This window comes from Candidatus Omnitrophota bacterium, from assembly GCA_021735655.1.
GTDB lineage: Bacteria > Omnitrophota > Gorgyraeia > Duberdicusellales > 4484-171 > JAHKAJ01.
In genome coordinates, this window is record JAIPGM010000013.1 from 22560 (window position 1) to 41502 (window position 18943).

The window sequence follows — 18943 nt, forward strand, 5'->3', positions numbered from 1 at the left end:
CTTACCTCCTTAAATCTGGTCTCTTAATTTTAGTTATTTCTAAAGCTTTAGCTTTTCTCCACTCTTTTATCTGACTATGATTACCGCTTAACAATACCTTTGGCACCTTTAAGCCTCTAAAATCATCGGGCCGTGTATAATGCGGATAATCTAAAAGGTCATTCTCAAAGCTTTCATTCTTAATTGACTCTTTGTCGGAAACCACTCCCGGAATAAGCCGCACCAAACAATCAATAAATACCATCGCCGGTAATTCTCCGCCGGTAAGCACATAGTCACCAATCGATATCTCTTCCTGAGCTAAATGCTTATGCACCCTATAGTCAACTCCTTCATAACGAGGAGTTAATAAAACTAATCGTTCGTATTTTAAAAACTTTTTAATCATTGTCTGATTTAGCTTCTTGCCCTTAGGGCTTAAAAGCAAAATCTTACAACCCTTATCTTTGGCCGGTTTAGGATAAACCGAACGACCCAAGATTGATTCTACGGCTTTAAAGAACGGCTCAGCACCGAAAACCATACCGCCTCCTCCATAAGAAGGAGAGTCTACTTTCTTGTGTTTGCTATTAGTATGGTTGCGTAAATCATGAACGTTTATCTTTACCAATCCCTTAGCCTGAGCTCTCTTTATAATTGACTCGCCCAAGACCGGATAAAACATCTTAGGGAATATAGTAACTATATCAATAATCATATCTTTCAAGAAGCAGCGTTGTTATATTCAGCCAAAAATTCCTTTTTAAACTGAATAAAACTATTATCTTTAATCGCTTGGCGAATTCTTTCTATAAACTTTTTATACCAAAATATATTATGGTAGCTTACCAATTGCACTCCTAGCATCTCCTTAACATTGATTAAGTGTCTCAAGTAAGCTCTTGAGAAATTCTTACAAGTATAGCATTGACACTTTTCATCAAGACTTGAAAAATCATTAATATAAGGAGCGTTCCTTACTACTAGTTCGCCACGACTAGTAAAAGCTGTGCCAGTGCGACCATAACGAGTAGGGACAACGCAATCAAAGAGATCTACTCCTAAACTTATGGCCTCAATTATCTCCGGTGGTTTGCCCGATCCCATAAAGTAACGCAGCAGGTTTTTTTGAGCAAATTCACCTATAAATGAGAGGATATTATACCTCAAATCATGCGGTTCGCCAACACTTAAACCCCCGATGCAAAGACCGTCAAGGTCCAAGTCAGATATAGCCTCCAAGCACTGTTTTCTTAGGTCTGGGTAGGTAGAACCTTGAATAATACCGAAAAAAAGGACCTTATCACTACCATTAGCCTGAAAGTAGGCCTTGCTCTTTTTAGCCCAGTCTATGGTTCTCTCAACGCTCTCGGCAGCTGTATTGTGATCAACCGGAAATTTTACACATTCGTCTAAAGGAACTATCACATCCGAACCTAAATCCAGCTGGATTTGAATAACATCTTCAGGGGTTAATTTAATACTTTTACCGTCTATATGCGACTGAAAAGTAACTCCAGAATCAGTTACCTTACGTAACCGGGCCAAACTAAAAATTTGATACCCGCCGCTATCAGTAATAATCGTCTTATCAAAATTCATAAAATTATGCAGTCCGCCGCTTTTTTTTATCAACTCAGATCCCGGACGCAAATATAAATGATAAGCATTAGCCAAGAGGCCATCAGTAGCGATATCTGAAAGATCTCTAGGGGTTAGGCCTTTAACCGCACCTTGAGTAGCCACCGGGAAAAAAGCCGGCGTAGTAAACTGGCCATGACCACTGGTAAAAGTGCCCAATCTTGCTTGGCTAGTAGTATCCTGTTTGATTATTTTAAACATTATGATTTCCTCGGCAGTTAAAAAAGTTTTTCCTGAGCTTCTTTGTCGTAAGGGATATTTAAATGCTGGTAGGAATTCTTGGTGGCGACTCTCCCACGCGGAGTACGCATAACAAATCCTTCTTTAAGTAAATAAGGTTCAATCACATCTTCTAAATTAATCCTATCCTCGCTTAGAGAAGCTGAGATCGCTTCAATCCCAGCCGGCCCACCGTTATGAACTTTTATTATTGTAGAAAGGTAGCGACGATCCATATCATCCAGCCCCTGGGCGTCTACCCCTATTTTTTCTAAGGCTTCTTTGGTAATTTCTAAATCAATAACTCCCTCTCCAACTACTTGTGCATAATCTCTGACTCTTTTAAGAAGACGATTAGAAAGCCGCGGCGAACCGCGTGAACGCCCAGCAATCTCAAGGCTACTTCTTTGATCAATATGGATATCTAGTAAGGCAGCGCTTCTTTTTATTACTTCAGAAAGCTCATTCGGTTGATAAAAATCAAAATCAAAAAACAAACCAAATCTTCCGCGCAAAGGGGCACTTAAAAGGCCTTTTCGAGTCGTTGCTCCAATAAGGGTAAAAGGCTTAAGGTTAAATTTAACGCTCTTAGCGTAAGGACCTTTATCAATAATAAAATCAATCTGGAAATTTTCCATAGCCGGATAAAGAAACTCCTCAATCACTCGACTAAGCCGATGTATCTCATCAATAAATAAAATATCACCTTTTTCTAAGTTGGTTAAAATACCAACTAAATCCCCAGCGCGTTCAATAGCCGGACCACTAGTTGCGGTAAATTTTCCCTCCATCTGATGAGCAATACAATAAGCCAGAGAGGTTTTTCCCAGGCCAGGAGGTCCACTCAATAAAAGATGCTCCAGTGGCTCAGACCGTCTTTTGGCAGCTTCGATTGATATCTTTAAAGAAGAAATTACATTCTCTTGGCCGATGAACTCATCTAAACTTTGAGGCCGTAAAGAGAGATTTATAATCTGCTCTTCTTCGTTTTCCTTCCAAGAATCAACAAATCTATTTTTTTCCATATTCATTAAAGGGATGTAAAAACATTCTCTCTGCGGGTGATTAGTATTGGACCGAAAAGCTCCTCCTGTACTGCCGCTATTTCCCTTAATTTTATTAACTCTAATATTGCCAAGAAAGTAACGACCGTTTCTAGCTTACTTTTTGCCGATGAAAACAAATCACTTAAAGAAACCTTATCCTTTACTAACAAAAGATGCAGTAAATCGTGGATCTTCTCCTCAACCGTAAATTCATCCTTAACCACCTCAAAAAATATATCTTTAGGTATTTCTTTAAGGGCAGTTTTGAAAGCGCTGATTAAATCAAAAATTGAAGCCTCAATGTAGACTTCCGAATTACCTAAATCGGAAGTACCTTGACGCTTAAAATACCGGTTGCGCTCAATCTCTTTATCCTTTAAAAACTCTGCCGCTTCTTTGAACTTTTCATATTCAAGAAGCCGACGCATTAATTCTTCTCTCGGGTCTTCTTCAAGCTCTTCCGGTTCTTCTTCGCGCGGCAGGAGCATTTTAGACTTAATATTGATCAAGTTAGCAGCCATAACCAAATATTCAGAAGCCATATTGATATCAAGAAGCTGCATCAACTCTAGAAACTGCAAATATTGGTCGATAACTTTAACGATCGGAATATCATAAATATTTAGATGATCTTTTTTAATTAAATAAATAAGTAAATCCAGGGGCCCTTCGAATATGTCCAACTTAATCTTCATATTTTACTTTAAGAACCTATACCCAAATGCAAACAATCTTTAACTTTAGCTATTGTCTTTTGCGCTACTAGCCTTGCTTCTTTGGTGCCTTGATCTAATATCGATCTAACATCGCCATCAGAGAAAGACTCTCGTTTTTTTCGTATCGGAGCCAGAAAACCGTTTAAGGCCTGATATAATTTCTCCTTAACTTCTACATCGCCTACCTTTCCTGACTGATAGCGTTTTTTTAAATCGATAACTTCTTTTTTGTCAGAATTAAAAAGATCATGATAGATAAAAACCGGATTACCCTCAACTGTACCCGGAACATCGGCTCGAGTACGTTTAGGATCAGTATACATACTAAAAACTTTCTTTTTTAGTGCGCTTTCAGAATCAGATAAATTAATTGAATTGTTATAACTTTTTGACATCTTTCGATTGTCAATGCCAACAAGCTTGGAAACTGAAGTAAGTATTGGTTTTGGCTCTCTAAAGATATTTTTTTTATACAGTTTATGGAATTTACGAATAACGTCCCGGGCTAATTCAAGATGTGGCACCTGATCTATGCCCACCGGAACACTATCGGCGCCATATAAAGCTATGTCGGCAGCCTGAAGCACAGGATAGCCCAAAAATCCATAAGTTGCTAACATCCGCCCTTTTAACTCTCTAAGTTGCTCCTTATAGGTAGTGCATCGCTCAAGCCACCCTAAAGGGGTAATCAACGAAAAAACCATTGCTAATTCAAGATGCTCAGGTATGGAACTTTGAATGAACAGCGGACTTTGCTCGGGGTTTATTCCACAAGAAAGCCAATCCTTAACTATCTCAATACTGTTTTCCTTAATATTCGAAGGGTTCTCGTAGTCGCTCATTAAGGCATGCCAATCAGCAACCATGAAAAAGCATTTATATTCTTTTTGTAGCTCAATCCAATTAGAAATTGCTCCAACCCAATGTCCTAAATGCAGTTTACCAGTTGGCCGCATTCCACTTAAAATCACCTTTTTATTCATCTTTGCCATAAATCTAAGTCTTATTTTAATTTACGGGCAATAATCTCTTCATTGAAAACATCGATAATGTCGCCTTCTTGATATTTTTCATAACCGATGCCAATACCGCACTCGGTCCCTTCAGTAACCTCTTTTACGTCGTCCTTAAAGCGTTTCAAAGTAACAACTTTCCCTTCAAAAATTATTTCATTAGCCCGAAATAAATGACAAGGAACCCCGCGGGTAATTTTTCCTTTTTCCACTATGCAACCGGCGACTATACCACTCCTAGACAGTTTAAACACGGCTTTAACTCTGGCTCTTCCCAAAAAGGTACGTTTAATTTGAGGAGTCAACAAACCTTCCAAAGCTGCCTTAACATCATCAATAAGTTCATAAACTATCTGATAGGATCTCAATTCAATGCCTTTTGACTTTGCCTGTTCTCTGACCTGAGCATCTATTCCTACCTTGAATCCAACAATAATCGAATCGGTAACCTCAGCTAAAAGAACGTCAGAAGAATTAACTGCACCGACCCCCTTATGAATTATATTAAGCTCTACCTCTTTAGAAGGAATTTTTAAAAGTGCCTGTTCAACAGCCTCAAGTGTCCCGCCAACATCTGCCTTAAGAATCACCTTGAGCTGTTTTAAGGCGTTTTCTTTCATTTTTTGATAAAGATCTTCTAATTTTAAATGGGCCGTAGGCACCAATTTCTTCTTCTCTTGGACAGCCAGTCTTTTGGCAACAATTTCCCGAGCGCTTTTTTCCTCAGGAACAACTAAAAGTTGATCCCCGGGATTAGGCACTCCGCCCAAGCCAAGGATTTCAATCGGATGAGCTGGGCCAGCCTCTTTTATTAGTTTGCCACGGTCATCATGCATTGCCTTAACCCGACCACAATGAACTCCACAAATACACCAATCTCCTACTTTTAAAACTCCCTCTTGGACTAAAGCCGTAGCTAAAGAACCCTTACCGCCGGAAAGTCTGGCTTCAACGACAATTCCGATAGCAGGTCTTTCGTAATCAGCCTTAAGCTCCATTATCTCAGCTTGAAGAATAATTAAATCCAAAAGTTCATCAACTCCATCACCGGTCTTAGCTGAAACACCAACCGTAATGGTCTTGCCACCCCAATCTTCAGGAGTAAGGTCAAGCTTTGAAAGTTGCTGCTTAACCATATCAATATTAGCATTGGCTTTATCAATTTTATTAACAGCAACAATTATCGGTACTTTGGCTGCCCGAGCATGATCAATAGCTTCAATAGTCTGAGGCTTAACGCCATCATCAGCGGCAACTACGATTACTACGATATCAGTAACATTTGCACCGCGAGCCCGCATGGCGGTAAAAGTTTCATGGCCAGGGGTGTCAAGAAAACTAACACTACCCTTGTCAAGATTTACCTGATAGGCCCCCATATGCTGAGTGATGCCTCCGGTTTCCTTATCAGCAACCTTACTTTTACGTATATAGTCAAGAATACTGGTTTTACCGTGATCAATATGCCCCATAAGAGTAACGATTGGGGCTCGCTTTTTCAAATTTTTCGGCGTGCTTTTAAGAATTGTCTCTTCTTGAGAAGGCTTCTGACGCAGATTAACTTTATAACTATAGGCAATTTCGCAAGCTGCCTTTTCATCTAAACTCTGGTTAATTGTAAATAGCTTCCTCTGTTTTATTAAATCACCAAGAAGCTCTGAAGGTTTTTTGTTCAGCCTAACTGACAATTCCTTAACCGTTATCGGAAAATCAACCTCAATCACATTGCCTTCAATTTCTTGACGCTCAATCTCTCCAAGCTCATGCTTAACAATTTCTGCGGTTTCAGCATCTATGCTCGACATATGGTTTTTAACCTGGACATTAAGCTTCTTTAATTTTTTAATTAGCTCTTTAGAGTCTACCCCTAAATCCTTTGCCAGTTCATGAATTCTCATCTAAAATTTCTCCTTGGTGTTAGAATTACACTCTATTCTTCTTTCGAATCTTCCTTAACCTTATCTTTAGCTTTCTTAACTGGTTCTTCTTTAACCTTTTTTACTTCTTTCGGTTTTTGACCAGCTGAACTAATCTTTTTTGCCTCAGAAATTATACCCTCAGCCTTCTTCTTTCCGATACCTTTTAACTTAGAAAGATAATCTGCATCTTTCCTGGTTAAAGAAGCTATATCAGAAAAACCAGAATCAACCAAGACAGCGGCCACTGTTTTGCCTATACTTTTAAGTTTAAGTAATTTTTTTATACTTTCTTCTATGCTCTCGCGAGAACGAACATCAATGTCCCAACCCACGAGTTTTGAAGCTAAGCAAACATTCTGGCCCCTTCGACCAATAGCCAAAGATAGCTGATCTCCAGCAACCAATACCTTAGCTCTTCTTTGATCCCGATCAAGTTCAATCATTGAAACAACCTCCAGTGAGAGTGCTGCCTTCATAAACTCTTTAATGTCTTCACTCCACCTAACAATATCTATTTTTTCACCGCGTAACTCTTCAATTATACTCTTTACCCGAGAGCCTCTTATACCAACGCAGGCTCCGACGCAGTCAACCTTATCGTCTTTAGAAACTACAGCCACTTTTGTTCTTTCACCGGCTTCACGAGCAATCGACTTGATTTCAACGATTCCTTCACCGATTTCGGGAACTTCCAAATTAAAAAGCTTACGCACCAATCCTTCATGTCGACGAGAGAGAACTATCTGAACTCCCTTTTCTTTCTTTACCTCATAAACAAAAGCCTTGACCCGCTCACCGAGTCTAAAACGATCCAAAGGTGAAAGGAAAGAGTTAGGAATAATCCCCTCAGCTCTTCCCATAAGGTCAATAATTACTGCCTTCTGCTCCATTCGATATACAACCCCTCCAACAATATCCCCCTCTTTAGTCTTGTAATCATCGTAAATGTTATCCTTCTCAGCCTCACGAATTTTCTGAATAATCACCTGCCGAGCAGTTTGGGCTGCAATCCGCCCAAAATCGTTTGATTTTAACTCTTTTCCGTCAACGTAAATGCTTATATCTCCTTTTGCAGGGTCTATTTCTACACTTACCTCTGGATCCTCCTCTAGAGAAGGGTTCGTTATTTTGGCAATCTTTTTTGCTGCCACAATCAAAGCATGTTTTACAGCATCAAGAAGAACCTCCTTATCAAGGCCTTTTTCCCTCTCTAGCTGTGAAAGAATAGTTAAAAATTCTTTTTTCACTTTATATTCATCCTCCTTTAATCATTATTTTTTCTTTTCCTAATTTTATTTTCTTTAAATCAATTTTAAAATTATTATCTTTAGCGCTTATCACTATCTTATCTACACCTACCTCTTTGAGCTCACCTTCCAGATACTCTTTGCCTTCGACCGGCTCATTTAACCATAATAAAACAAATCGGCCCTTAGCCTTTAAAAAATCTTTGTACTCCTTTAGCGGCCGGTCCAAACCGGGAGAATTTATCTCTACTCTGTAATCTTCAACCGGGATGCCTTCCTCAGTTAAGCGAAAAACAATTCTTTTATTCACTTCAGCGCAAGTCCTCAAAGTCACGCCGCCCTCAGGATAATCTACCGCACCACGAATTGTTTTAGACGATCCTTGGATAACCTTTAAATCAATTAACTCAAGCTGGGCCTCCTTAACCACTGCCCCAACTATCTCCTCAATTCTTCCTTGGTTATCGGCCATATTCAGTCTTTAGAAAATTAATCAGCTCTTGGCTCTTAAAGCTCATCTTTTTACCGTCTGACCGAGCTTCTAAATCTATAGTTTTATCGTTTAAATACTTCTTACCAATAACTGCAATATAAGGATTACCTAAAAGATAAGCATCGTTAAATTTAACTCCAGCAGCTTCATTGCGTTCATCAACTAAAACTGAAAACCCAATTTGTTCTAGCTCTTTCGACAGTTTTACCGCTTCTTCGATAAGTTTGTCGTTAAGTACAACTAGAGTTAAATCAAAGGGAGCTAAGCTCTTAGGCCAGATAAGCCCTTTTTCGTCAGAGTTTAGCTCGGCAACCGCAGAAAGAATCCTGCTCACTCCAATACCATAACAGCCCATAATGAAAGGTAATCGCTTTCCTTTTTCATCGACAAAAAGGGCATCTTGAGCAAGAGAATACTTTGTGCCTAATTTAAATATATGGCCGATCTCAATCATTTTCTTTCCGTCAACAATATCTTCGCCAATTTCACCGGCAACCATGAACTCATGGGAAGCACTACCCCCCATTGCTCCGGAATCAGCCTCAATCATAACAAAATCTAAACCACACTCTTTAAATATACTTTTATAAGCCGAAAGCATCTTTTGGTAGTTTTTATCCAACCCTTCCTCATCTTTATCAAAACTGTAAGCATCTTTCATGATGAACTCACAACTCCTCATTAAACCGAATCTTGGTCGGGGTTCATCTCTAAACTTAGTCTGTATCTGATAGAGTATCGTCGGAAGCTGTTTATAGGAAGAGATCGACCTCTTCACAATCTCAGTAATCTCCTCTTCATGGGTGGGCCCCAAACAAAGCTGACGCTTCTTTCTATCTTTAAAAGTAAACATAACCTCGGCCAAATCTTTATCTCGTCCGGTCTTCTGCCAAATTTCAATTGGTTGAAGAGCGCTCATAAATATTTCTTGAGCACCAGCTGAATTCATAGCTTTGCGAATCAAATTATTTATCTTGGTTAAAACCCGCCAGCCCAAAGGAAGATAAGAATATATCCCCGAAGAAACCATAAACAAAAAGTTTCCTTTCAGTAAAAGCTTATGGCTTTGACACTCGGCTGTCTTTGGATCTTGACGCAAAGTAGTAATGAAACTTTCAGAGAATAACATCCTAGATACGACCTCTTTTGTTAATCTTTAAATATATTTTCATTTATTTTTATTCCCTTCTTTTTAAACAATGAGAAGAAATTCGGTTTACCATAGGCTTTGAATTTACCTTGAGAAACTAAATCTTCACTCACCCCTTCTGATTCATAACGAAAAATATCTTTAAGAATGATATGGTTATCTTTTAAGTCCTGCACTTCAGTAAGATAAGTTATCTTTCGTGAACCGTCAATAAGTTGCTCGTGTTGAACAATTAAATCTAAACCATAGGCAATCTGCTCACGAATCGCCCAAGTAGGCAAATTAAGGCTTGCATAAAGTGCTGTAGTCTCTAAACGAGTTAGGGTGTCCATTGGATTAGAAGCATGAATTACCGCAAGTGAACCCTTATGTCCGCTATTTAAAGCCTGAAGATAATCCATCGCCTCCTCACTTCTAATTTCCCCCAAAATAATTCTGGTCGGACGCATACGCAGGGTATTGCAGAATAAATCCCGAATAGCAACTTCACCCTTTCCCTCAATATTCGGCGGACGAGTCAAAAGACGTACAACATGATCCTGGCGTAAAGTCAACTCCAAAGCATCCTCAATAGTAATAATCCGCTCATCAGGACCAATCGAAGAAGAAAGTACCTCTAAAGTCGTAGTCTTACCGCTTCCAGTAGCTCCGGAGAAAAGAATATTAGCCCTAACTTTAATGCAAGCAGTTAAAAACTCAGCCATCCGATCGTCAATCGTGCCTAATTTCACTAAATCGTTAACAGTTTCGATCGAACGTAAAAACTTTCTAACGGTTACCGTTGCTCCACCCACTGAAAGCGGCGGCAAAATAACATTTACCCGGGAACCGTCTTCTAGAGCAAAATCAACATAAGGATAGCTCTCATCAACCCTTCTTCCGGTAGGTTGAATCATCTTTTCAACGATATATCTTAAGTGGTCGCTGTTTTCAAATTTTATTTTAGTCTTGCCTTTTTTGCCGGCTTTTTCGATATATACCTTTTCGGGGCCATTAATCATAATTTCAGTTATGTCTGGGTCATCCATCAGCTTCTGTATCGGACCTAAGCCGGTATAATCAGCGCATAAGGACTGAATTATTTGCTCCTTATCTTCCTTTTTAAGATCAAGATAATGACCTTGTTCAACCTTATGCTTGAAAAAAAGTTCGGCTCGCTCACGAATAAAATCTTCACTTAATTTTTGTGCCTCACCGACCCAAAGACTTATCTCTTTTCTGACGTCATTCTTAATTTTACCTAGATCCATGTCCGGTCACCCCCCTTAGCAAATCATCAATTACCTTTCCCTGGCTAGTTCGTTTTAAAATTTTATCACCCTTGAAAATTACAGCTTTGTTTTTACCAAAAGCTGCACCGATATCAGCCTGTCGGGCTTCACCTGGCCCATTAACCACACAACCCATTAAAGCAATTTCTAAAGGTTCTTCCACCTTTGCTTTCTCAAGCCTTTTTTTAAATTTATCTACTATATCTATTAAATTAACCTCACAGCGCGAACAAGTAGGACAAGATATAATTTCTGGACCGAACCGCCTGAGGTTAAGTGCCTGAAGAATTTGCTTGGCTATGCGGACCTCCCAAAAAGAAGGAGCAGTCAATGACACTCTTATAATATCACCAATACCTTCATTAAGCAAAGCTCCCAAACCTACCGATGACTTAACGGTACCCTCTAAAAATGGCCCAGTGGCAGTAACCCCCAAATGCAATGGGTAATTATATTTTTTAGCAAAAAGCTTGTTGGCCTGAACTGTCGATGTCACGCTAGAGCCTTTTAAAGAAAACATTAAATCAAAAAAAGCCTCAGCTTCAAATAGCTTAAGATAATTTTCGCAGGATTTAACCATCGCCTGGGCCAGCTTTGTCGGTGTCGCAAATTTTCTTTTAAATCCTCCTGAGTTAACCCCAACACGAATCGAAATTCGATTAGCTTTAGCCGCCCGAATGACCTCTTTAACTTCTTTTGGTTTAGATATATTCAAAGGGTTCAGTCGAATCGCATCAAACCCCTGATCAATTGCTGCGAGAGCTAACCGATAATCAAAGTGAATATCCGCAACAAAAGGAAGTTTAGTTTGTTTTCTTAAAGTTGAAATTAGCTTGGCATCTTCAGCAACTCTTACCGCAAGACGGACCGCCTCAGCTCCTTCGGTGTCAAGCTGCCTTAATTCTTTGACTAAATTTCTAACGTCTCGGGTCGGCGTCTTTAGCATTGCCTTTATCCTTATCGGATTTGCCCCTCCTACCTTTAACTTTCCAATTTTTACTGTTTTAGTTTTAAATCTATTCACTAGTTTTTCCCTGTAATTTATTCCAAACTTGGACACTACCATTTGATATATTGCTCCAAGTCTCAGAACCAAACCTGACAATATCGTTATAGGTAATAAATACGAAAAGTATACCCAAGAGAGTTAATCCGACCCGGGTTGCGAAATCTTCTACTTTATCGCTGGCTGGTTTCCCTCTTAGTTTTTCAATAAACAAAAATAAAATATGCCCACCGTCTAATACCGGAATCGGAAACAAATTGATTATCGCTAAACTTATATTTAAAGCCGCCATAAGCTGCAGCACAGCGACAAAGCCAACCTTTATGTATTCAGAAGTAATATAAAAAATACCGATTGGTCCGGCTGCCCCCTCCTTAAACGATATGGTTCCGGTAATGATTGCCGAAAAACCCTTCAAGATATCGGCAGTTAAGCCAAAAAGAGTCTCGGTGCCCTTTAAAAAGGCTTTAAAAAACGGGTATCGCTTAAACTGAACCTCAGCATAAGGACCGATTCCGATTAAAGACACTAACTCTTTTTTGCCATCAGAATTAGTAATTTCGTCTTTTTTAACGTCGGTAACTACTGATATAATTTCACCTTCTCGCTCAATAGTAAGTGATACCTTATCCTTAGTTTTATGAATAAGTTCGGCCATCTCTTTCCAACTGTCTACATAGACACCACCGACAGCCACAATCTTATCACCTTGCTTTAAACCGGCTTCTTTAGCCGGATATTTTTCCAGCAAGTTCCCGATCGTGGTATTACGATAAGGGAAAACTCCCAACATCGAAACCGTAACCTTTCGGCCAAATTCATCGGTGATCTCTTCCTGTTTAAGAGATGTTAACACTGATATAATTTGGTCACCTCTCTCAACTGAGAGTGAAACCTCACCTTGGGACTTGTGAATTTTTCTCTCTAACTCTCTCCAACCGGTTATCTCTTTACCATTGACAGCCACAATCCGGTCACCTTCTTCCAGGCCGGACTCATGAGCCGGATAATCGCTAAAGGCACCACCGATAACCGTATCCTGATAAGGAAAACCAATTAAAGCAATCAGCCAAAATATAATTAAAGCAAATAAATAGTTAAAAAATACCCCGGCAAAAACTATTTTCCCTCTTATCCCGGGTGATTTCGATAAAAACTCATCCGGTTTGCCTTCAGATTCAGAACGGTTATCGCCGGCTAGCTTCACATATCCGCCCAAAGGAAAAATACAAACTAAAAATTCTGTTTCCTTACCTTTAAACTTAAATAGAGGTGGGCCAAAGCCTATTGAAAACTTTTCGACCCTAACTCCGGAATGACGTGCGGCGATAAAATGTCCAAATTCATGAACCACAATAAGAATACCAAAAATTACAAGGGTTAACAGAAAACTCATAGTTTATTTATCCTTTCTTCGGTTTTTCTTCTAGCCCACTTATCCCAATAAAGAACATCATTAACGTTCTTAATATCACAAGATGGGTAAATCTTAGAGATATGAGCTATGATTTTATAAATATCAGTAAACTTTATTTTTCCTTTTAAAAAATGATCAATTGCCACTTCGTCAGAGGCATTTAGGACTGCCAAACCATTATCTTGTTTCTTAGCCGCTTCAAGGACTATTCTTAGCAAGGGATAACTCGCATAAGGAATTGGTTTAAAGTTATAGGAAAAACTACCTCTAAAGTTAATTTTCTGATTCTGAGCTTTACGCTTCGGATAATGAAGGGCGAAAGAAATCGGCATCTTCATATCCGGTGGATAAATACAAGCAAAAAGAGTACCATCGGTTTTTTCAACTAAAGCATGAATTGCTGATTCACGGTGCAAAAGAATATCGATTTTTTCATAAGGCAAACCGAAGAAAAAATGAGTTTCAATAACTTCAAATGCTTTATTTATTAAAGTAGCGCTATCTACAGTTATCCGCGCACCCATCTTCCAGGTTGGATGATTTAAGACCTCGCTTACGCTCACCCGAGATAAGTCTTTCTGCTTATAGCCGAACAATGCACCTCCGGAAGCAGTAAGATAAACCTTACCCAGACTTCCATTGGTTAAAGATCTTTTCTCTTCAAAAAGCTGGAACAAAGCATTGATCTCGCTATCCACCGGTAGAATCTCGGTATTATGTTTGGTGGCTTTTTTAAAAACTAAATCACCAGCGGTAACTAAAGACTCCTTATTAGCTAAAGCTACTCTCTTGGTATATTTTATATTTTCTAGAAGAGGCAATAGCGATGAAACACCGGAAATTGCCATAAGAGAAATGTCTGACTCTAAACTCGAAAACTCCAACAAACCCTTCTGGCCGACAAAAAGCTTTATGCCTTTGGGTAACTCTGACTTCAAGCGCTTAGCCCTAGCCTCATCATTAACGCATACATAGGAAGGATGAAACTCCTTAATCTGACGCTTAAGCGTAGTTATATCTTTGTTAGCCGTAAGACCAATGACTTTGAATTCATTTTTGGTCTTACGAATTACCGCTAAAGCATTCCTGCCAATTGAACCGGTTGAACCGAATATTAATACTTTTTTCATGATTTTATCAACGCATCATAGTCAAATATAGATAAAAAGTCGGAGCAGTAAAAATTAAACTGTCCATAACATCAAGAACTCCACCCATGCCAGGAAGAAGCTTACCTGAATCCTTTACCTGACAATCCCGCTTTATTAAAGACTCAAAAAGATCTCCCAGCTGAGCGACAATAGCTAAAATAATAATTAGGAAAAACTTCTCCCAAAAATTAATACTTCCAATAAACAACGAAAAAACAACACCTACTCCTAAACTAGTAAAAAATCCTCCGATTGCACCCTCAAGAGACTTTTTGGGGCTTATCCTTCTAATAAGTAAAGTTTTACCGAAGTTCTTTCCCCAAAGATAGGCTCCCATATCCGAAGACTTGGTGACCAAAATTAAAAACCCGGTAAGTAGCGCCCCCTCGGGAAGCTGTCTTATCCTGATTAAAAAAGAAAAACACCAGGAAATATAAATAACCGCAAAAACAGTTGCCGAAATTGACAGCACCGACTGATGAGTCTCTTTTTTAGTAAGTTCTAATAAAAACAAAATAAAAAGAGCTATAACAACAAACATGAATTGCCAGCCTTCACCGGGAGAAAAACCAAAATAAATAGTCACCGGTATCAAAGCTCCAACAAAAAGCCCTAAAGGCTTGAACATTTTCACTCCCTTCTTTTCAACCATATAGAAAAACTCATAAAGCCCGATAACAATCAACAAGGTAACGAACAAACCACACAAGGGATAGTAAAAAAGACAAAAAATAGTAAGCGAAATCAAAATAATTGCTGGAGGTAATCGTTTAGCCATGAATCTCTCCGTATCGGCGCTCTCTGGCTGAATAGGCAGCAACTGCTTTTTTGAGTTCGCTGTGATCAAAATCAGGCCAAAAAGTCTCGGTGAAGTAAAGTTCGCTATACGCTAAATTCCAAAGCAGAAAATTACTTATCCTCTGCTCCCCTGACGTCCTGATTAAAAGATCCGGCTCGGGATCATCCCCCAAAGAAAGATAACTCCCGAATGTCTTTTCATCTATGTCAGATTCGGTTAATTTTTTATTAATACAATCAGACACTATACCTCTGGTGGCTCCTACGATATCCCACCGTCCTCCGTAATCTATAGCAATATTAAAGAAAAAACTCTTATGATTTTCGGTAAGATTTTCTAGTTCTTTGATTTTATTTACCGTTGTTTTTTTAAGTTTTGACTTCCGACCGATAACTTTTAGTCTTATCTCTTCCTTCATCAATTCCTTTTTGTAATCATCAAGAAACTTATCTAAGTAACGAAAAAGGAAATCGATTTCTTTTTTCGGTCGATTCCAATTCTCGGTAGAAAAAGCAAAAATAGTAAGCGCCTGTACGCCTAGTTTCTTAGTCTCACGAACTATTTCTTTTATCTTCTCTATGCCTCGCTTATGGCCAGCTGTTCGCAAAAGGCCTTTTTTCTTTGCCCAACGGCCGTTTCCATCCATAATTATAGCAATATGTTGAGGAACTTCCATCCTAAGCCTGTTAGCGTTACCAATTGATTAATTTATGTCACTAAAAAAGGGGGCTTTGGGGCCCCCTCTTGCAAGAATACGTCGGCTACTATGGTTAAATTAACGTTCCCCGAGCTTCTGCCTCATTAATTCTTCCTTCAAATTATCTTCCAGCTTATCTTTAAGCTTCTCAAGCTTAGAATTCTCTAAACTCAAAGATTCTAGCTGAACATTCAAAAGGGTAATATCTTCCTTTAGCTTATCATTATCACCCTGGATAGTCTCTATTGTCTTTTTTAGATCTTCAGTGGCCTTTTCACAGCTTATGTTCTTAGCAAGCTGTTTTTTGTATTCACTAGACAAAGAATTCATTTTAACCAATATCGACACACCGGCAATCACCAGAACAACGATTAAACCGATCAAAAGACTTATAATTAATGGGCTATCTTTCATTTTAACTCCTCCTCTTCTAGCTGCGAGCCTAAAGGATCTGCCTTCTTAACCACCTTAGGTAAAATTACAATCTCTACGCGTCGATTCGTCTGTCTACCTTCAGGGGTGTCATTAGATGCAACTAACTTGTATTCTCCATAGCCAATCGCTGACAACCGCAAAGGATTAATTCCCTCTTCTTCAAGATAATAAAGCACACCAAGAGCACGTTGAGCTGAAAGCTCCCAGTTTGTTTTCCAACGAGAGAATTTTATTGGTTCGTTATCGGTGTGGCCTTCAATCCCAATATCATTGTCGGGAACTTCCGATTTGAGGATTTTGATAACCTTATCTAAAATTGGTAAGCTCTCTTTTCTTAGCTTAGCTTTTCCTGAATCAAAAAGAACTTCAGCAACAAAGGTTATCACTAACCCCTTCTCAGCCATCTCAAGGCGTACCTGTTTATCCTTTATCTCACCGGACAGCCTTTTTTCTAAAAGCTGCTGGGTACTTTTTAGCTCTTGAAGCTCACTTTTAAGCACCTGTATTTTTTCGAGATCTGAACGTCTTCCTTTTTGAAAAACTATCGCACATCCGTTAAGAACAAAAACATAAATAACTAATAACAAAAGGCCTTTTTTGTTCATCACAACCTCACTCTTTATTTACTATTAGACTATAAGTTACTTACCATAAACAAACCAAAATTAGGTTATCATAATAGGCTTTACAAGTCAAGTAATTTGATACCTCAAAACTTACCCCCCTAACCTTCAAAACTCCTTTAAATAAAACAAATAATAAGAGGCAACCCCAAAAGAAGAGTTGCCTCTCAACATATACTTTTTGCTATTTTATTTCTTAGGTTTAGCCTTCTTTTTAGGCTTCTTTTTAGGCTTACATTTACTCTTAGAACCACATCCACAAGCCATGAGTTACCTCCTTATTACTTTATAAGATTGTCCATTTTACTCTTAACATCGTTAACAGCCTGGCCGGCAGCTTCTTTTAAGGCAGTCTTGGCTTTCTCAAGAATACTTTTTGCATCTTGAGAATCTTTATCAACATATCTCAAGACATACTGGGCAAGATCAACTGCCTGCTGGAACTCTTTAGAATTATAAAAAGTTTTGGCCTGAGAAATTAAATAAGTCGCCTTCTCCTGAGTGTCTTCGATAGCTTTAGCAATGTTTATGGCTTCCTTACTTGATCCAGCTTTATTCGAACTGCAACCAACCAAAGATCCTGCTACAAAAATCCCCAACATTAGAACAATCAACCCTTTTCTCATACTAACACCTCCCTATTACTTTAACCGTTCTTGTTTTTCAATAAACCAAAAAAGTTATAAACTCCTGATGCCCCTAAAAGACAATACCCCAAAAGAATCATCCAAAGTCCTAAACCAATTCTTACCTGTAAGACCAATTTATCCAAATCAGTAGTTTTAATTTTATAAACACCGACAAAAAATATTGCTAGGCCAACTATGCCAAAAGTAAGATACAGCCAACGGTTCTTTCCGAAAAACAAAACTAAAAGAAAAATAATAACCGCTAAAACCGGAGCTGCCCAGACGGCAAAGCTTTTCTTGTCGGTATTTTTTATGCCGGGATTAAATATCTGAATAATACTAATAACCAATCTTGAATCGGCGCCATTAGCCATAACCGGGATTTGAAAACCAGAAATTGCCGCAATATTACTTTGTGCTTTACCGGTTAGAAGCTTTGATATTGCTCCTACCTGTTTTGATTCAACATGCACCCAAGGAAGAAAAAATCCTAAAACAATTATAACAACTGCCAAAAAAACTAATGATTTAAGTGCTACCTTCATTTCCACGTCTCCTTGTTTTTGCAGAACTTTATCTATCTATTTAGCAAACTTATTATACAACCAGGCTATTATAATTCCACAAATACCCGCATCTATAAATCCCCAAAAGCCTCCGATTAAACTTCCTAAGGTTGTAGCCTCATAGCCATAATAAATTGAACCCAGAGCTCTTACAAACCCACCCCCGTAGTTAAAAAACATTGCTACCATGCCCATAATTAATAAAGCTACCCCCCAAACAATACCCAAAGTAAGCCCTAAAGCTTTTACATCTAATTTTGCCATAGTTCCTCCTTATTTCTTAAAGGCTCTAATGACCTGAATAAAATTCTAGATTACCAAAATTACAAATATATGATAGCTCCGGAAAAAGAATCGGTCAAATAGAAAAGAATAGTCCCCGGAAAGGATTTATATCAATTGGAGTTGGGATCCACTGAATTGTCTTATTCAAAGATATTACTATAAATTATTTATTTTATTTTTTTATATTCGTTATTATTTATTCTGTTGTTGATCTTCTTTCACTCTCTGTTCATACTCTTTCATTTTTTGCTCATACTCTTCATCGTCTCTCTTCTTTCTTTGCTCGTGCTCTTTCACTCTTTGCTCGTACTCTTTAATTTCTTGCTTGTATTTTTCATCTCTTTCTTTCACCCGTTGATCGTATTCTTGCATATTTTTAAAATATTGCTTCTTTGATTCTAATCTGTCTGTCAGTAAAAAAATAAGGGCGGCTAGAGTCACGATCTGTAGTATAACTACCGTAATTATTAATTTTTTAAATCCATTATTTTCTGTCATTACATCCTCCTATGTTAATTGTCCAGTATATTCTACTCTCAAAATATCAAGCCATTTATCGCAAGCCCTACATTAGGCTGGAGATAAATGGTAAACTTTTTTATCAGATTGTAATTTAAAATTACTAAAATCTTCAAATACCC

At 38.4% G+C, this 18943-nt stretch carries 21 protein-coding genes; all 21 read right to left on the minus strand.

Features of this window, described 5'->3' with window-relative positions; genetic code table 11:
* Position 1: 1 nt before the first annotated feature.
* The 21 genes from trmD to K9L86_08365 all read right to left on the minus strand — a co-directional run bounded on the left by trmD (position 2) and on the right by K9L86_08365 (position 18800).
* On the minus strand, positions 2-697 hold the full coding sequence (trmD, locus tag K9L86_08265; protein ID MCF7908845.1) for a tRNA (guanosine(37)-N1)-methyltransferase TrmD: 696 nt from the start codon (positions 695-697) through the stop codon (positions 2-4).
* A gap of 5 nt (positions 698-702) precedes the next feature.
* Positions 703-1821: a tRNA guanosine(34) transglycosylase Tgt gene (gene tgt, locus K9L86_08270; protein MCF7908846.1), complete on the minus strand. Its 1119-nt coding sequence runs from the start codon at positions 1819-1821 to the stop codon at positions 703-705.
* Between the two features lie 17 nt (positions 1822-1838).
* Complete coding sequence (gene ruvB / locus K9L86_08275; GenBank protein MCF7908847.1) at positions 1839-2864, minus strand: Holliday junction branch migration DNA helicase RuvB; 1026 nt, start codon at positions 2862-2864, stop codon at positions 1839-1841.
* A gap of 5 nt (positions 2865-2869) precedes the next feature.
* A complete protein-coding gene (locus K9L86_08280; protein ID MCF7908848.1) occupies positions 2870-3580 on the minus strand; it encodes a segregation/condensation protein A in 711 nt (236 codons plus the stop codon).
* Between the two features lie 8 nt (positions 3581-3588).
* Positions 3589-4584 (minus strand): tryptophan--tRNA ligase, encoded by a 996-nt coding sequence (trpS, locus tag K9L86_08285; protein ID MCF7908849.1) that lies wholly within the window; start codon positions 4582-4584, stop codon positions 3589-3591.
* A gap of 20 nt (positions 4585-4604) precedes the next feature.
* Complete coding sequence (gene infB, locus K9L86_08290; GenBank protein ID MCF7908850.1) at positions 4605-6512, minus strand: translation initiation factor IF-2; 1908 nt, start codon at positions 6510-6512, stop codon at positions 4605-4607.
* A gap of 32 nt (positions 6513-6544) precedes the next feature.
* Entirely contained in the window at positions 6545-7780 is a 1236-nt protein-coding gene (gene nusA / locus K9L86_08295; protein MCF7908851.1) for a transcription termination factor NusA, read from the minus strand.
* 7 nt (positions 7781-7787) lie between these two features.
* Positions 7788-8252, minus strand: a complete 465-nt coding sequence (locus K9L86_08300; GenBank protein MCF7908852.1) for a ribosome maturation factor RimP — start codon at positions 8250-8252, stop codon at positions 7788-7790.
* Complete coding sequence (gene proS / locus K9L86_08305) at positions 8242-9402, minus strand: proline--tRNA ligase (protein ID MCF7908853.1); 1161 nt, start codon at positions 9400-9402, stop codon at positions 8242-8244. The genes K9L86_08300 and proS overlap by 11 nt, the downstream gene beginning before the upstream one ends.
* Positions 9403-9422: 20 nt before the next feature.
* Positions 9423-10673 (minus strand): CpaF family protein, encoded by a 1251-nt coding sequence (locus tag K9L86_08310; protein MCF7908854.1) that lies wholly within the window; start codon positions 10671-10673, stop codon positions 9423-9425.
* Positions 10660-11718: a flavodoxin-dependent (E)-4-hydroxy-3-methylbut-2-enyl-diphosphate synthase gene (ispG, locus tag K9L86_08315; GenBank protein ID MCF7908855.1), complete on the minus strand. Its 1059-nt coding sequence runs from the start codon at positions 11716-11718 to the stop codon at positions 10660-10662. The genes K9L86_08310 and ispG overlap by 14 nt, the downstream gene beginning before the upstream one ends.
* Complete coding sequence (rseP, locus tag K9L86_08320) at positions 11711-13096, minus strand: RIP metalloprotease RseP (protein MCF7908856.1); 1386 nt, start codon at positions 13094-13096, stop codon at positions 11711-11713. Before rseP ends, ispG begins: the two co-directional genes overlap by 8 nt.
* On the minus strand, positions 13093-14247 hold the full coding sequence (gene dxr / locus K9L86_08325; protein MCF7908857.1) for a 1-deoxy-D-xylulose-5-phosphate reductoisomerase: 1155 nt from the start codon (positions 14245-14247) through the stop codon (positions 13093-13095). Before dxr ends, rseP begins: the two co-directional genes overlap by 4 nt.
* A gap of 7 nt (positions 14248-14254) precedes the next feature.
* Positions 14255-15046 carry a phosphatidate cytidylyltransferase gene (locus K9L86_08330; protein MCF7908858.1) on the minus strand — a complete coding sequence of 264 codons (792 nt, stop codon included), beginning with the start codon at positions 15044-15046 and terminating at the stop codon, positions 14255-14257.
* The gene (locus tag K9L86_08335; GenBank protein ID MCF7908859.1) at positions 15039-15743 is read right to left on the minus strand and encodes an isoprenyl transferase; all 705 of its coding nucleotides are present in this window, start codon (positions 15741-15743) and stop codon (positions 15039-15041) included. The genes K9L86_08330 and K9L86_08335 overlap by 8 nt, the downstream gene beginning before the upstream one ends.
* Positions 15744-15842: 99 nt before the next feature.
* Positions 15843-16178, minus strand: coding sequence for a hypothetical protein (locus K9L86_08340; protein MCF7908860.1), 336 nt, complete (start codon positions 16176-16178; stop codon positions 15843-15845).
* Entirely contained in the window at positions 16175-16804 is a 630-nt protein-coding gene (locus K9L86_08345) for an OmpA family protein (protein ID MCF7908861.1), read from the minus strand. The genes K9L86_08340 and K9L86_08345 overlap by 4 nt, the downstream gene beginning before the upstream one ends.
* Positions 16805-17103: 299 nt before the next feature.
* On the minus strand, positions 17104-17448 hold the full coding sequence (locus K9L86_08350; GenBank protein MCF7908862.1) for a hypothetical protein: 345 nt from the start codon (positions 17446-17448) through the stop codon (positions 17104-17106).
* Between the two features lie 20 nt (positions 17449-17468).
* The gene (locus tag K9L86_08355; protein MCF7908863.1) at positions 17469-17996 is read right to left on the minus strand and encodes a hypothetical protein; all 528 of its coding nucleotides are present in this window, start codon (positions 17994-17996) and stop codon (positions 17469-17471) included.
* 36 nt (positions 17997-18032) lie between these two features.
* Positions 18033-18281, minus strand: coding sequence for a bacteriophage holin (locus K9L86_08360; GenBank protein ID MCF7908864.1), 249 nt, complete (start codon positions 18279-18281; stop codon positions 18033-18035).
* A 213-nt stretch (positions 18282-18494) separates the two neighbouring features.
* Positions 18495-18800, minus strand: a complete 306-nt coding sequence (locus K9L86_08365) for a hypothetical protein (protein MCF7908865.1) — start codon at positions 18798-18800, stop codon at positions 18495-18497.
* Positions 18801-18943 lie beyond the last annotated feature (143 nt).